The following is a 16,125-nucleotide window of genomic DNA, read 5'->3' as shown; positions in this document are numbered from 1 at the left end:
TGAATTAGTGAAAGGGTAAAAAGCCTATGGAAATTTTATGGATTAATCTTATTGTCGTATATTTTTCTTCATACTTTGGAAGATATTTTGCTGCTCCACTAGACATAAAAATTCCATATGTTAAGCCAAATAAACTACTTATTTTCATCTCTGGTACTTCATTAGTTTTTGTGTCGGGCCTTAGAAATAATATTGGTGATACATTTTTTTATATGTATAGTTATAAAATTAATGAGTATACTCTCCAAACTATTAAATATAAGGGTGATTTTGGATTTAATGTATTACAAGCACTTTTGCAGAGAATCTCACATGATCCTCAAATATTAATATTCACTGTAGCTTTAATCACGAATATGTTGATAGTGCTAGTTTTATATAAATATTCTCGAATGGTTGAATTGAGTTTATTTACTTACATTGCAGCTGGAATGTATACCGTATCTATGAATGGGATTAGACAGTATTTAGCTGCAGCAATTATATTTGCTGCAACGAGATATATCCTTAATGGAAATTGGAAGTTGTTTTTAATAGTAGTTTTATTGGGCTCAACTATACACCAAACTGCATTAATTTTTATTCCAATTTATTTCATCGTAAGAAGGGAAGCATGGTCAAAAGTTACTTTTGCCCTTTTAGGTGTAGCTGTCTTACTTGCAGCGGGATTTAATCAGTTCTCAGATCTTTTATTTAACGCACTTGACGATACCCAATATGGTCACTATAGTAATTTTTCCGAGGGTGGGGCAAGTATGATGAGAGTGGCTGTAACTGGAGCGCCTTTGATTGTTGCCTTTTTTGGTAGGAATAAGCTAAGAGAATTATGGCCCAAAAGCGATTATATCGTTAATCTAACCTTATTAGGATTAGTCTTCATGGTCATTTCCTCTCAGAATTGGATTTTTGCAAGATTTAATATTTACTTTGGGCTTTATAGCTTAATATTAATTTCATGGATTATAAAACTTTTTTCTAAAAGGGACAGAAGATTTATTTATTATGGGCTATTGTGTTGCTACCTAATTTACTTTTATTATGAAAATGTTCTATCACTTAATATCATTTATAAAAGTGATTATATAAATCTATAGGGCCCTATTTATTTCTAAAAAATAATCTCCCCTTCAAATTATAATAGCTAAGGTTTTTAAAGAGAGGTTAAAAAAGTGAAAATATCTGAAACGTTAACACAGCAGAAATTCCAGGATATATTAGTAGATATTTACTTAAAGGGTCAAAAATCGGAAAATATTAACCTCATAGAATTAATTGAAGAAATTAAACAGCAAGTTATTTCAGTTATACAAGCAAGGGATGGCCAGTTATGAAGCGACCATTTGATTTCCTAGTTTCATTGGTTTTATTTACAAGTCTTTTCCCAATCTTCTTTATACTTGCATTCTTGGTTAAATTAAAATTGGGATCTCCTATTATTTTTAAGCAGCTTCGTCCAGGGTTGAATGGTAAGCCCTTTAATCTTTATAAACTTCGAACAATGACAGATCAAAGTGATGGTGATGGTGAATTACTGCCAGATTTTCTAAGGATTACCCCCTTAGGGAAATTTCTTAGAAAATATAGTTTGGATGAATATCCACAACTATTGAATGTAATAAAAGGTGACATAAGTTTAGTAGGTCCCAGACCTTTATTAATGGAGTATCTTCCTCTATATACAAAGGAACAATCTAAGCGTCATCAAGTAAAACCTGGTATTACCGGATGGGCACAAATAAATGGACGCAATGCAATAACTTGGGAAGAAAAATTTGAATTAGATGTCTGGTATGTAAATAATCGTTCCTTTCTACTTGATATGAAAATCTTATTTTTAACAGTCTATAAAGTAGCGGTTTCTGAAGGAATCAACCAACCAGGTCAAGTCACGATGGAAAGCTTTAAAGGCTCAAATTCGACTGTAGAAAGGGGACATGGATGAAAATCGCAGTGGTTGGCTGTGGTGGTCACAGTAAGGTGGTATCCGATATAATTTTGTCTAATCAAGGATATGAAATAGTGGGATTTTTAGATGACAAATACGACAATGTAAGTCTTATAGACAATACTTATTGTGGCCCTATTTCATCAGCAAAAAGATTAGTTGAATACTTTATTGATGTTATGTTCGTTATAACGGTCGGGAATAATAAAATTCGCCAATCCATTGCAAAGCAACTAAATCTTGCAGATGAATCTTTTCCTGCTTTGATTCACCGTTCTGCCATAATCAGTCCTAGTTCAAAGATAGGACATGGGACCGTTGTTATGCCTAACTCGGTAATTAACGCCGAAACGATAATAGGCAATCATTCTATTATCAATACAAGTTCCGTTATCGAGCACGATAGTATTGTTGGAGATTTTGCACACATTTCTCCAGGTGTCATACTAACCGGAAACGTCCAAATCGGAGACGGAGTACATATTGGTGCGGGATCCACAATTATCCCAAATATTAAGATTGGGGATTGGAGTATTATCGGTGCAGGGGCAACAGTTATTAATGATATACCGTCTTATTCTACAGCTGTTGGTGTACCTGCAAAGGTTAAAAAAGATAATCAAATGAGTTCGGAGGTGAACTAATTGTTAAATACAACACTTAAGAAGAGAATTTATCTTTCGTCACCCCATATGAGCGGGAATGAGATTAAATATATAAAGGAAGCATTTGATACTAATTGGATTGCACCACTTGGGCCCAATGTGGATGCCTTTGAAAAAGAAATAGCTAATTATGTAGGAGCCAATGAAGCTGTGGCCGTTAGTTCAGGAACTGCAGCCATTCATTTGGCTCTTTCCTTATTAGATGTAAAAAAAGGTGACGGAGTTTTTTGTTCAAGTCTCACCTTTATTGCTAGTGCGAACCCTATTATTTATCAAGGTGCAGAGCCAGTTTTTATTGACTCGGAACCAGAAACATGGAATATGTCTCCTTTAGCATTAGAAAAGGCATTTAAAGAAGCTTCAAATGTAGGAAAACTCCCAAAAGCAGTTATTGTTGTGAACTTATATGGGCAAAGTGCAAAAATGGATGAAATTGTTTCTATATGTAATCATTACGATGTTCCTATCATTGAAGATGCAGCAGAGTCCCTTGGTTCGACATATAAAGGTAAGGCAAGTGGAATATTTGGGAAATTTGGAATCTATTCTTTTAATGGCAATAAAATTATTACTACTTCAGGTGGCGGCATGTTAGTTTCAAACGACATAGCAGCATTAAAAAAAGCTCGCTTTCTGGCAACTCAAGCTCGAGATCCTGCACCACATTACCAGCATAGTTATATCGGATTTAATTATCGAATGAGTAACATTTTAGCAGGTGTAGGAAGAGCTCAATTAGAGGTATTACCTGAACGAGTGGAAGCAAGAAGAAATGTTTTTAATCAATATTATCATGAATTAGCCCATCTTCCAGGGATTCAATTCATGCCTGAATTAGAGAATACTTTCTCTAATCGTTGGCTGACAGCTATTACAGTAAACGAGGAAGAAGCAGGAGTTTCAGTTGGAGACTTGATAAAAAACCTTGCAGAAGAGAACATTGAAGCGCGCCCAGTATGGAAGCCACTTCATCTCCAACCGGTTTTCAAAGGTGTTAAATATTTTCAACACAGTGAGAATGAGAATATCTCTGAATGTCTTTTTTATAATGGTCTATGTCTACCCTCTGGATCAAATATGACAGAAGAAGACCAAATTAGAATTATTAATTCTATTAAGAAGATGTTGGCTAAAGTAAATAGAATGAATATACGTATAAATACAGAAGAAAATCTTAGAAGATAAAACGGGGTAGTTGCCAATGATAGGAAGAAATATATATGAAATCCGAATGAAAAAAGGTCTTACATTATCAGAGTTAGCAGAACGTGCCAGCATCTCAAAGTCCTACCTAAGTAATATTGAGCGAAATCTAAACCAAAATCCCTCAATCCAGGTTATTAATAAAATTGCGCATGTTTTAAATATTGATCTGAAGGTACTACTTAAGACAGAAGCAACTGACGAATATCACCAGCAACAAGATAAAGAATGGATTGAAATTATAAATGAATTAAAAAAATCAGGAATTGAAAAACAAGAATATAAAACCTTAATAGAGTTTATCAAGTGGCAGAATCAAAATTTGGAAACAAAAAAATAAAGTTTCTAAACAAAAATTGAGGTAATTATATGTATAAAATACCTAAAATCATTCATTACTGTTGGTTTGGAGGAAAAGAAAAACCAGAATTAGTAAGAAAATGTATTGAAAGCTGGAAAAATAATTTAAGAGATTATGAAATTTTAGAATGGAATGAAACCAACTTTGATATAAATTCAAATACCTATGTGAAAGAGGCATATAAATCTGGAAAGTTTGCTTTCGTCAGCGATTATGTAAGAGTATTTGTTTTGTATAACTTTGGGGGAATTTACTTAGATACTGATGTCGAAGTTTTTAAACCATTTGACAATCTATTGCTTCATGATTCATTTTGGGGGTTTGAACAAGAGGATTTTATAGCTACTAGCACTATTGGAGCTGCAAAAGGGAATAACTTGATAAGGTTATTTTTGGAATCATATAAAAATAAGAAATATATACTAGAAGATGGTACTCATAATGATTTAACCAATGTAGCAGTTATTACCAAAATTTTAAAAAGTGTTGGTTTGGAACCAAATGGTCAATATCAAGAGATTAAAGGACTTGGTGTCTTTTATCCTCAAACCTATTTTTCTCCATATGATTATATTAATTGCCGGAATTTTATCTCGGAGAATACTTATGCGATGCACCACTTTTATAAAAGCTGGCTGCCACTGAGGGCAAAAATAAAAGGTCAAATAAAATTGTATCTGTCTAAAATAATAGGCGGAAATAATATTGCAAGGTTAAGGAAAATTAATCGCTGAAATTTATCCTTAAGGAGAATTCCCCATGGTACTTAAGAAGATAATTACTGCTCTTTTTTCTGAATGTAAAAACCGAGGAATTTATTTAACATTTATTATGAATTTATCCCATTTAATAGGAGTATTAAGGGGATTTTTTTATAAGCTAATTTATTTTAGAAATATAAAATCATCCATTTTCTCATTACAAGCAAACAGCAGAATAGAAATTTTTAATAAAAGTTCTATCATAAATATCGGAAAATTTGTGTTTATTAGAAAAAACGCAAGCATCCGGATTGATTTTAATGGAGAGCTAAATATTGATGAGAATGTATTCATTAATGATAATTGCAATATAAACTGTGTCAAACGAATATCGATTGGAAAAAATACAAAAATTGCCCCGAATGTATGTATTAATGACCATGACCATAATTATAAAAAAAGTGGTGGTGACCATCTGTTAAAAGGAGAGGTTTCCATTGGTGACAATGTATGGATCGGTTCCAATGTAGTTATCTTAAGAGATACACATATAGGGGATAATGTGGTAATTGGAGCTGGGAGTGTTGTAAAAGGAACTGTACCGGCAAACACATTATTTTTTAACAAAAGAGAGAACGGTTCTCTTTCATTAAATCGAACAAATAATGTAGTTAAAATTAATAACTTAGAAAATATGAAAGCTTAATGTGAGGAAGATATGAAAAAAAATATTTTAATTTCAGTTTATAATATGGAAATCGGTGGAATTGAAAGAAGCCTAATTAACATGTTAGAAAGTTTCGATTATGAGAAATACAATGTAGATTTATTAATCTTCCATCATGTTGGTGACTTTATGAAATTAATACCGAAAAGAGTAAATATTTTACCCGAAGTTGAAAAATTTACCGTATTCCGAAAACCTGTTATTCAATGTTTGAAAGATGGACATTACTCTTTAGCCATTATGAGAATAATAGCTAAATATGTAGCGGAAATAAAATCGAAGACTTGGAAATTAACAGAAGGCGCAGGCTATATTCAAATGCAACTTTCACTTAAATATTCTTCTTATTTTATACCAAGAATAGAAAAAGAATACGATGTGGCGATAAGTTATGCATGGCCGCATGACATTATAGCCAACAAAGTTAATGCCCAAAAAAAGATTGCATGGATTCATACGGACTACAGTAAATTAGAAATTGATAATAGATTGGACCTAAATGTATGGAATAAATTCGACGCTATTGCATCTGTTTCTGATGCATGTGCGGCATCTTTCCTGTCAACCTATCCTTCATTAAAAGAAAAAGTGATAGTTATTGAAAATTTAACTTCACCTACCTTTATCAAGAAAATGGCAGAGGAAATTAAAATTTTTAATAGTTGCAAGGATCAATCCTTTAACATTGTTTCTGTTGGGAGATTATCCTATGTAAAGGGTTTTGATTTAGCAATTAGTGCTCTGAGAATGTTACATGATAAAGGTCTAACGAATATTAAATGGCATGTGATTGGGTATGGAGGCTTCGAAACTGATTTGAAAGAATTAATTGCAAAAAACAACTTAGAAAATAGCTTTATTCTTTTAGGAAAACAGACAAATCCATATCCATATATAAAAGATTGTGATTTATATGTGCAGCCATCCAGGTATGAAGGAAAGGCAGTAACCGTTTCAGAAGCTAAGATACTTGGAAAACCCATTCTTATTACCAGCTATCCAACAGCAAGCAGTCAAATTGAAAATAGTGTAGAAGGTATTATTTGTGATTTGAGTGTAGATGGAATAGTAAATGGAATAGAAGGATTTTACCATAGCGAAGAGCTAAGAAACTCATTCATTCGTAATATTAAAGAAAGAGATTTTAGCAATAATTATGAATTAGAAAAGCTTTACAAAATTGTGGGTTAAGAAAGGAGTGATTTGATAATGGGTATTAATGTAAGTATTATCGTACCAGTTTATAATGCAGAGAAATATATTGCTCATTGTATCGAATCACTCATAAACCAGAAACTAGAGGTATGTGAGTTTATATTTATAAACGATGGTTCTTCTGACAACAGTGTAGCTATTATCAACGACTATAAAAAATCAGATAATCGGATCAAGTTATTTAATCAAGAAAATCAAGGGGTAAGTGCTGCGAGAAATGCGGGGCTTAATGCAGCTGTCGGAGATTATATTGGCTTTGTAGATGCTGACGATTTTGTTGAAAAAGAAATGTATAAAGTATTGTATGATTTGGCGATACAAGGGAATTGCGACATAGTTATATCTAATTTTCAAAGTAAGATGGAAGGACATCATGTCATTAGCAATTATCATTTTCCAAAAAATATTAATTTGAATGCAGAATATGTTCAACAAACTCTTATTCCTTATTTTCTTAAAAAAGATGATTTGAATACTGTTTGCACAAAGATTTATAAAAGAGATCTAATAACACATGCGAATGCCCTCTTTCCACAGAATTTAGCGTTAGGCGAAGATGGACTATTTAATATGCAGTGTTTCAGTTTTGCGAAGGCAGTAAGATTTATAGATTATGCCGGGTATCATTATAGAGAAGTTGAGGGAAGCGCAACAAGGAATATAGCTAAAAAAGATTACTTCAGCCAAGCCTTAGAAGTTTACAATAGAATGTTACCAGAAGAATTTGTTACAAATATGGATTTACAAACAATTAAGAAACTGCAATCTATAAAACTAATGGATTGCGTTATGGCCTATCTTTATATTTATTTTAAACCAACCAAAGAATTGAGCTTTATTAAAAGATATCAATACATAAAAAATATGATTAACAATCAGTTTGTTAGAGAAGCACTACCTAGGTATAAAATGGAAATGTCACCCAAATCCGGAAGGTATGAAAAAATAGTCATTAGTATGATCGAAAGAAGGTCAATTCTGGGCCTATACTGTGCAACAGCATACAGTCGATTTCGTAATAGATGTATTGGAGGAGAAGTAGGATGAAAGTAATGATGTTTGCTCATGGAGGCAGTTTAAATAGAGGATGTGAAGCAATTGTTCGCTCATCTACTAATATCATAAAGGAAAAAGTGAACAAAGCTCAAGTATACTTAGTTTCTAGCAGACCAGAAACAGATAAAATAATCCCCAAACTAGATAAGATTTTTAATGGGTCTGATTCACAAATAAAAAAGTTTTCATATGATTGGTTAATATCTTCTTTAAATGTGAAATTTTTAAATAATGAATCGTATGCATTTAGTATAATTCACAAAAACATTATTAAACGTATTAAGGATGCAGAGATTTGTCTGTCCATTGGCGGTGATAATTATTGTTATGGAGAGCAGCCATGGTTGTATGAGATAGATAGAAAAGTTAAAGCACAGGGGAAAAAGTTGGTTTTGTGGGGTTGTTCGATTGGTGAGGAAGACTTGTCAGAAAGAAAATTCGAAGACCTTAAATTATTTGATTTAATTTTAGCTCGTGAATCACTTACTTATAACTTTCTGAAAAGTAGAGGTCTAAATAATATCAGATTAGTTGCCGATCCAGCCTTTACGATGGAGAAGGAAGAGTTAGAATTGCCTATAGGATGGCAAGAAGGAAATACTGTTGGATTAAATTTTAGTCCACTTGTATGGAAAAGAAACAAGAATTCCCAAGTGGCCGTAAGAGAACTTATTAATCATATATTAGCAAGTACAGATATGACCATAGCCCTTACCCCTCATGTTATAGACCACGGAAATAACGATTTTGAAATCCTATATAAATATTATGAAGAATACAAACACACAGGAAGAGTCCTCATCTTACCGGATAATTTAAATGCCATTCAATACAAAGGCTATATTAGTAGGATGAGATTTTTTATTGGTGCAAGGACTCATGCAACAATTGCTGCTTACTCAAATTGTGTCCCAACAATGGTTTTAGGTTATAGCATAAAATCAAAAGGAATATCAAAAGACCTATTTGGTGAGGAAAAATTAGTGTTGGGAATTGAAGAAATTTCTAATAGCAACAAGCTGAAAAATGGCTTTGACGAAATGGTACGGGATGAGGAAATAATTAAACAGCAGCTACAACAATCTTTACCAAAAATAAAGAAAATGTCTTATAAGGCAGTAGATTATTTAAAAGAGCTTGTAAGATAAACGAGGTATATTATGGAGAAAAGAAATTTGCTATTTGTAATACCAAGCTTATCAGCTGGTGGTGGAGAAAAGAGCCTAGTCAATCTATTATCTCAGATTGATTTTACTCAATATGATGTAGATCTGTTTATGCTAAACCATGATGGTTTATTTATGGATTTTATTCCAACAGACGTTAGGGTTTTGCCTCTACCTGAAACCTATCAATTATTTTCAAAGAATATAACAAAAGCTGTAAAGGAACTATTAATGAAAGGAAAATTATCACTTGCTTATAACAGAGTTATTTTTACATTAAAAAATAAATATAAAAAAAATGTCTCCACTAGAGAGCAGTATACATGGAGGCATTTGGAAAAATCCTTAGGTAGGCTGGAGAAAAATTATGATGTGGCGATTGGTTTTTTAGAAAAAACCTCAACTTATTTTTGTGTTGATAAAGTGAATGCTGCAAAGAAAATAGGATGGGTTCATATTGATTACGATAAATTGGGTATGGACCCTAAGTTTGATATTCGATATTTTCAGAGACTTAATAATATAGTTACAGTGTCTGAGGAATGTGCAAACATTTTTAAAAACAGATTCCCAAGTGAAAAAAATAAAGTGGAGATTGTCTATAATATAGTATCTCCTACGATGATTCATAAAATGGCAGTTCAAGATAGTCGAGATTTATATAACAAAAATAATAATGAAATTATTATTCTGTCAATTGGCAGGTTGCATTTTCAAAAAGGGTTTGAATTAGCAATTGAAGCTTGTAAGATATTGGTAGATAAAGGATACAATATTAAGTGGAATATCATTGGGGAAGGTGAAGAACGGAAAAAACTAGAATCAATTATTAAACTAAATAAATTAGAAGACCATTTTAATTTATTGGGATTAAAGGCTAATCCATATCCCTATTTAAAGCAAGCTGATATTTACGCGCAAACATCCAGGTTTGAGGGGAAATCCATTGCGATTGATGAGGCGAAGATATTGAATAAACCGATTATTGTTACAAACTTTAGTACTGCCAAAGACCAGATTACAAATGGAATAGATGGGGTAATTGCTGAAATGAATTCAAATTCTGTGGCTGAGCATATTGAGAAATTAATTCAGGACGAAGGTTTAAGGAAAAAATTAATCAATAATCTGTCCCAGCTTAAATTAGGTACTGAGGGAGAAATAAACAAGTTGTATGGGATCTTTAGTGGGTTAGATATATGAAAAAAACAATCTTATTTGTTATGAATAAACTTGTATGTGGTGGAGCCGAAAAATCACTTATTTCGTTATTAGAAACAATTGATTACTCACAATATGAAGTGGATTTACTGCTATTTAAACAAGAGGGTTTATTTTTAAATAAGGTACCTAAACAAGTAAAAATTCTTGAAGAACCATTTGGATATAAGTATTTTGATATGCCGATAAAGACAGCGATTATTGATAATCTTACAAAAGGAAGACTGGATATCGCTTTTTCAAGGATATTAGCAGGATATATTTTTAAAAGTGAAAAAAATAATGCGAGATGTGAACAAAGAGTGTGGAAATATATTTCAAAATCCTTAAAACCAATGAATAAAAGGTATGATATTGCTATCGGATTTCTTGAAAAGAATCCGATATATTTTTGTATTGAAAAGGTGGATGCAGGAAAGAAAATTGGGTTTATTCATTCGGATTATGACATGTTAGGAATGGATCCTAAAATAGATAAAAACTATTTTGAAAAACTAAATAAAATACTTACAGTCTCTGAAGAGAGTGCTAATATTCTAAAAAGAAGATTTTCAAATCTAACCTCAAAAATACAGGTTATGCATAATATCGTGTCTCCTAGAATGATTAAAAAAATGTCTGGAGAAAATGCCAATATAAAGTCAAACAGCATAACAATATCTTCAGTGGGAAGGCTTACTTATGCAAAAGGCTATGATATGGCTATTGAAGCTTGTGAAACGTTAATTAGAAATGGCTATGATATTCAATGGTTTATTATCGGAGAAGGAGAAGAGAGACAAAGATTAGAACAAATAATAAAAAATAAAGGTTTGGAGAGAAATTTTATTTTATTAGGAATAAAACAAAATCCATATCCTTACATGAGGGAAGCTGACATTTTTGTTCAGTCATCCCGCTTCGAAGGAAAATCTATTGCAATAGATGAAGCTAAAATTCTTCAAAAACCGATAGTGGTAACAAATTTTAATACAGCAAAAGATCAAATAACTAATATGGTAAATGGATTAATTGTTGATATGGATTCCCAATCAATTTATGAGGGGATTAAAACAATAATAAACAATGAGGAATTAAGGGAAAGGTTAATTAGTAATTTAGCAAATGAGAATTTAGGTACTGAGTCTGAGATTACAAAATTATATGAAATAATAAATTAGTAATTATGAAAGGTGACCAATGTGATAATTAAAATTGTTTCTATAGTAATGCTTAGTTTTACAGCATTAATAGTATTAATTGATATAATACCCACTTTTAAAGACTGGATGAAAAGGATTAAATTAGGAAGATTTGAAGAAAAGCAATTATGGATTAAATCTCTAACAGAAAAGGGAGTAAAATGGTTAATAAAGACTCCCAAAATTAAGGTGACCGATAATACAAGATTTATTTTACTGGATATTTTAAAAGGTAATTATAGTAAAAGTACCATACAACATTGGCAGGAAGCATCTCTTGTATTAGGGATTACAGAATATTTAAAGTACAAAGAGGATAATAAGGCTAAAAAGGAATTATTAAATTTTTTAAATTCAAAATTTGATAGCACCGGAAAATGGTTACATGAACCCCAAAATGTAGATGCTGCAATATTGGCTTATGCAATTATGAAGATTGACTTCATTGATATTAATAAGTATCAAAAAGCGCTTGATTTTATTTGGGAGATAATTAGAGACCATATTGGTGAGGATGGTACAGTTAAATATAGAAAATCCATGAAAAGTTACAGATATGTAGATACAATAGGATTTATTTGTCCGTTTTTAATTGCTTATGGGGTTAAATATGATAAAAAAGAATGTATTAATTTGGCTGTGAATCAGATAATGGAGTATGAAAAATACGGGATGTTAGAAAACAATTGGATTCCAAGCCATGCATATAAAATAGAAAATAAACTACCACAAGGTATATATGGATGGGGAAGAGGGCTTGGATGGTTTTCTATTGGTTTAATCGATGCATGGAATGAACTACCACATTCTCATAAATATAAAGCTTTATTAGAAAAAAGCGTAATAAAATTTGCAAAATCTGTACTAGATTTTCAACAGGAAAATGGAAGTTGGAACTGGCAAATAGGTAGAAATGAATGCAGACCAGACTCATCAGCGACAGCAACATTAGGGTGGTTTTTATTAAATGCATCAAGAATAAACAGTATTTCAAAAGAATGTCTTGATGGTACAGACAAGACTTTAAAATATTTAAAGAGAGTAACGAGAAGAAATGGTGAAGTGGATTTTTCCCAAGGAGATACTAAAGATATTGGAGTATATTCTACTTTATTTAACATTTTACCTTTTACTCAAGGGTTTTGTATTAGAATGATAAACTTATATGAAAATCAAAAAATAATGAAAATTTCTGTTAAAAAGAGTAGTTAATTTATTTAATGAAAGATTTTTTAATATTTAGCAGTGCAATTGATATGGATCACTGTCCTATTGAAGTTACAATACAATTTTTGTTATTAAAATAACTTTCTACAAGGATAATGGATGTAGGGGATTATGGTAAAACGTTATAACCATTTAGATTCACTTAGGGGAATTGCTGCAATAATGGTTCTTATAGGACATTATTTGTCTTTATTTCCTTATTTGAGAAGTAATTTAATGCACTCAGAATTTGGAAGTTTTATTTCTATTATTTGGAATGGTCATTCAGCAGTAATTCTATTCTTTTTACTTAGTGGTTTTGTATTATCTTTACCTTTTTACTCAGCTGATAAAATTGAATATCACAGGTATCTTATAAAAAGGGTTTGCAGAATTTACATCCCATACGTGGTTACCATCTTCCAAGCAATAACATTAAAAATCATTTTACACTCTAAAATTGGAAGTATTCCAGGCTTGGTGGATTGGGCTGTGTGGAATGTTAAAACTTCTTTTAATGCAATTATGAATCATTTAACTTTCTTAGGAGAATATAATTCTAATACATTTGTAATGGTTATATGGTCATTAGTTCATGAAATGCGAATATCCATTATATTTCCTTTTGTTGTTTTAATGCTCCATAGGCTCGATTGGAAATTAAGCACTTTATTATCTTTGGTTTTATCAGCAGTTAGTTTTATATTAATAAAAGTTATTCCTACTCAATTTAATATCCAGTGTCTACAAATTATTTTATTACTTTGCATTACACTTCAATTTTTATGATAGGTGCTTTACTTGCAAAACACAGAGAATATTTGATTTACGAGTTTAGGAATTTAAAAGTAAATTATCTTTTATTATTTATCGGATTTTTATTTTTTAATTATCCACGTATACCTTTTATGCTACCTTCTAAGATAATTGGGGATATTGATTATATTTTATATCAAATTGTAATAGATTGGATAATAACAATTGGTGCAGCTATATTTATTGTTTTCTCTCTTAGTTCTGAAACTTTTTCTAAAATATTACTAAAAAATCCAATTCATTTTATTGGTAAAATTTCATACAGTCTTTACTTAATTCATCCAGTTGTATTACTAGTAATAGTTCATCTTGTATTTAATAGATTATCGATACCATTAATCTTATTAATTTCATTATTAATTACGTTATTATCTTCCTTGTTAAGTTATAAGTACATTGAAAAACCTTCAATCGAACTTGGAAAATACTTAACAAAACAACGGAGCAGAAATTCTAATATTAAACAAAATACTCCTGCTTAATTGTAGGGATTTTGATTAGGAAGAATTATCTAATATTCTAATAAAATGTTTTAATGAATAAATTTGCTATTTTCTTTTTGGAGAGGAGAATAAAATTGCTTAATAAAACTCCAGTAATATCAATAATAGTTCCTGTCTATAATGTGGAAAAATATCTAAGTAAATGTCTTAACTCTATATTAAATCAATCATTTTCGGAATTTGAGTTAATTCTAGTGAATGATGGGTCCTTAGATAATTGTGGGGAAATTTGTGAAGAGTATTCTAAGTTTGATGAGAGAATTAAAGTCATTCATAAAAAAAACGGAGGATTGAGTAGTGCAAGAAATACAGGAATCAATATAGCTTTAGGTAAATATATTGTTTTTATTGATCCTGATGATCAGATTTGTGAAGATTATTTTACTAAGTTGTATAGCATTGCGGAACAAAATCAATGTGATGCTGTAATCAGCGGATATAAAACAGTGCCAACAAATAAAGTCATTTATCCTAATTTTAAATTAAATACTGTTTTAACTGGAAAAGAATTAATATTAAGTTCACCAAACATACATTCAAATAATGATCTCTGCTTTGTATGGAGAAATATTTACAAATTAAAATTAATTAAAGAAAAAAACATCCGATTCAATGAACAAGTTTTTATTGGTGAAGATGTTATTTTTAATTTAGAATACTTTCTAGAATCGAAAAGAGTATATGTAATGCCAGAAAGTTTATATTTATATACAGTAGATAATCTAGAAAGTCTGATGAGAGCAGCATATAAACCGAAGTTAGAAAGCAGCTTAGTACTTCAATATAAAATTAGGAAACAATTATCAAAAAAATTTGGGTTATTAAAATACAATCATTATAAAAGGGATATGGCAAATTACTATATAAATAATATATTGAGATTAATAATAAATAATTTAAAAGGTCGTAAGGGTATCGTAACACATATTGAAATAAATCGTATTGTAAATTATCAAATGATTACTGATAGTCTTAATGAAATTGGATATTTTTATAAATGTAATAATATTAAAGAGTATTTATATTTTTTAGCACTGAAATTCAAGATTTACCCAATTTTAATGGAAAACTTTAAAAAAGAATTGAAACTGTGAATATTTAACATTATATATTTCTAAAATAAATGAATAATAATAGTGTTTATTTTCAAATAAAGGATTTTGAGAATATAAACTTTTGATGGAAAAGAGGCTTTAGTGAAGGTGGTAAAAAAATTATTAGTTTTTCTTTGGAATAAATTAATCGATTTTAGAAACTTTTGTATTATTCAAACTCTTATTATTAAAGATAATTGTGTTAGACATTTATATAAAACACCTTCTATTAAATCTATTGATGAAACATTAGAAGAAATAATTAATAAGAAAGCTTCAGTGTGTAGATACGGGGATGGTGAATTTAAATTAATAAAAAATAAAAGTATAACATTTCAAGAAGGAGATGTCCTTTTATCCAATAGATTAAAAGAAATATTATTAAAAAATGAAGATAATTTTTTAGTTTGTCTTCCAGATATCTTTAAAGATTTGTCTTATTTATCAGATGAACCAAAGTCTTACTGGCGTATTCACAATGCAAAGTATAGAGTTTCTTGGTATGAATTTTTAGATAAAAACAAAGTTTATTACAATTCCTTTATTTCACGGTTTTATTATCCTTTTAAAGACAAGTCGAAATGTAGTAATTGGTTATCAAAATTAAAATTGTTATGGGAAGGAAAAGAAGTTGTTATTATAGAAGGTAGTAAAAGTAGGTTAGGGATAGGCAATGATTTATTTGATAATACAAGTTCCATCGAAAGAATTTTAGTACCTGAAGAAAATGCATTTTTTAAATATAATCAAATTCTAGAAGAAGCAAAAAAAATTGATAAATCTAAATTGATCCTTTTGGCAATCGGCCCTACTGCTACCGTTTTAGCATATGATCTTTATAATCTAGGTTATCAGGCAATTGATATTGGCCATGTAGATATTGAATATGAATGGTATTTGAGGAAAGCCAAAAATAAAATTGGTGTTGAAAATAAATATGTATGTGAAGCCGGTGCAGGAAAAGGTGTTGGCGAAATAAAAGATAAAAAATACCTCAGTCAAATTAGAGCAGTTATTAGTTAAAAGCGGTTCGGCGAGATTTATTTTAGAAGTTATATTTAGTGA

18 protein-coding genes are annotated in these 16,125 nt (G+C 30.5%); all 18 read left to right on the top strand.

Going from position 1 to position 16,125, the window contains the following annotated elements; genetic code table 11:
* Window positions 1-26: 26 nt before the first annotated feature.
* The 18 genes from AB7942_RS08460 (at window position 27) to AB7942_RS08375 (ending at window position 16,083) form a co-directional block, all read left to right on the top strand.
* Window positions 27-1,094: an EpsG family protein gene (locus AB7942_RS08460; protein WP_369446504.1), complete on the top strand. Its 1,068-nt coding sequence runs from the start codon at window positions 27-29 to the stop codon at window positions 1,092-1,094.
* 75 nt (window positions 1,095-1,169) lie between these two features.
* Complete coding sequence (locus AB7942_RS08455; RefSeq protein WP_369446503.1) at window positions 1,170-1,331, top strand: YwzD family small protein; 162 nt, start codon at window positions 1,170-1,172, stop codon at window positions 1,329-1,331.
* Window positions 1,328-1,942, top strand: a complete 615-nt coding sequence (locus AB7942_RS08450) for a sugar transferase (protein ID WP_369446502.1) — start codon at window positions 1,328-1,330, stop codon at window positions 1,940-1,942. Before AB7942_RS08455 ends, AB7942_RS08450 begins: the two co-directional genes overlap by 4 nt.
* Complete coding sequence (locus AB7942_RS08445) at window positions 1,939-2,589, top strand: acetyltransferase (protein WP_369446501.1); 651 nt, start codon at window positions 1,939-1,941, stop codon at window positions 2,587-2,589. The genes AB7942_RS08450 and AB7942_RS08445 overlap by 4 nt, the downstream gene beginning before the upstream one ends.
* A 48-nt stretch (window positions 2,590-2,637) precedes the next feature.
* The gene (locus tag AB7942_RS08440) at window positions 2,638-3,795 is read left to right on the top strand and encodes a DegT/DnrJ/EryC1/StrS family aminotransferase (RefSeq protein WP_369446703.1); all 1,158 of its coding nucleotides are present in this window, start codon (window positions 2,638-2,640) and stop codon (window positions 3,793-3,795) included.
* Between the two features lie 16 nt (window positions 3,796-3,811).
* A complete protein-coding gene (locus AB7942_RS08435; RefSeq protein ID WP_369446500.1) occupies window positions 3,812-4,153 on the top strand; it encodes a helix-turn-helix domain-containing protein in 342 nt (113 codons plus the stop codon).
* A 29-nt stretch (window positions 4,154-4,182) separates the two neighbouring features.
* Entirely contained in the window at window positions 4,183-4,908 is a 726-nt protein-coding gene (locus AB7942_RS08430; RefSeq protein ID WP_369446499.1) for a glycosyltransferase family 32 protein, read from the top strand.
* A 25-nt stretch (window positions 4,909-4,933) separates the two neighbouring features.
* Window positions 4,934-5,581, top strand: coding sequence for an acyltransferase (locus AB7942_RS08425; RefSeq protein ID WP_369446498.1), 648 nt, complete (start codon window positions 4,934-4,936; stop codon window positions 5,579-5,581).
* Between the two features lie 12 nt (window positions 5,582-5,593).
* Complete coding sequence (locus AB7942_RS08420; RefSeq protein WP_369446497.1) at window positions 5,594-6,793, top strand: glycosyltransferase; 1,200 nt, start codon at window positions 5,594-5,596, stop codon at window positions 6,791-6,793.
* A gap of 18 nt (window positions 6,794-6,811) precedes the next feature.
* Entirely contained in the window at window positions 6,812-7,864 is a 1,053-nt protein-coding gene (locus AB7942_RS08415; protein WP_369446496.1) for a glycosyltransferase, read from the top strand.
* Window positions 7,861-9,021 (top strand): polysaccharide pyruvyl transferase family protein, encoded by a 1,161-nt coding sequence (locus AB7942_RS08410; RefSeq protein ID WP_369446495.1) that lies wholly within the window; start codon window positions 7,861-7,863, stop codon window positions 9,019-9,021. The genes AB7942_RS08415 and AB7942_RS08410 overlap by 4 nt, the downstream gene beginning before the upstream one ends.
* 12 nt (window positions 9,022-9,033) lie before the next feature.
* Window positions 9,034-10,242 carry a glycosyltransferase gene (locus AB7942_RS08405; RefSeq protein ID WP_369446494.1) on the top strand — a complete coding sequence of 403 codons (1,209 nt, stop codon included), beginning with the start codon at window positions 9,034-9,036 and terminating at the stop codon, window positions 10,240-10,242.
* Window positions 10,239-11,420 (top strand): glycosyltransferase, encoded by a 1,182-nt coding sequence (locus tag AB7942_RS08400; protein ID WP_369446493.1) that lies wholly within the window; start codon window positions 10,239-10,241, stop codon window positions 11,418-11,420. Before AB7942_RS08405 ends, AB7942_RS08400 begins: the two co-directional genes overlap by 4 nt.
* A gap of 21 nt (window positions 11,421-11,441) precedes the next feature.
* Window positions 11,442-12,653: a glycoside hydrolase family 88 protein gene (locus tag AB7942_RS08395; protein ID WP_369446492.1), complete on the top strand. Its 1,212-nt coding sequence runs from the start codon at window positions 11,442-11,444 to the stop codon at window positions 12,651-12,653.
* Between the two features lie 126 nt (window positions 12,654-12,779).
* Window positions 12,780-13,436, top strand: coding sequence for an acyltransferase family protein (locus AB7942_RS08390; protein ID WP_369446491.1), 657 nt, complete (start codon window positions 12,780-12,782; stop codon window positions 13,434-13,436).
* The gene (locus AB7942_RS08385; RefSeq protein WP_369446490.1) at window positions 13,433-13,945 is read left to right on the top strand and encodes an acyltransferase family protein; all 513 of its coding nucleotides are present in this window, start codon (window positions 13,433-13,435) and stop codon (window positions 13,943-13,945) included. The genes AB7942_RS08390 and AB7942_RS08385 overlap by 4 nt, the downstream gene beginning before the upstream one ends.
* A gap of 95 nt (window positions 13,946-14,040) precedes the next feature.
* A complete protein-coding gene (locus AB7942_RS08380) occupies window positions 14,041-15,060 on the top strand; it encodes a glycosyltransferase (protein WP_369446489.1) in 1,020 nt (339 codons plus the stop codon).
* 102 nt (window positions 15,061-15,162) lie between these two features.
* On the top strand, window positions 15,163-16,083 hold the full coding sequence (locus tag AB7942_RS08375) for an SP_1767 family glycosyltransferase (protein ID WP_369446488.1): 921 nt from the start codon (window positions 15,163-15,165) through the stop codon (window positions 16,081-16,083).
* The last annotated feature ends 42 nt before the right edge of the window (window positions 16,084-16,125 follow it).

This window comes from Neobacillus sp. BF23-41, from assembly GCF_041106275.1.
Note: the sequence above shows the minus strand (reverse complement) of the source record. Positions and strands in the feature narration are given on the sequence as shown.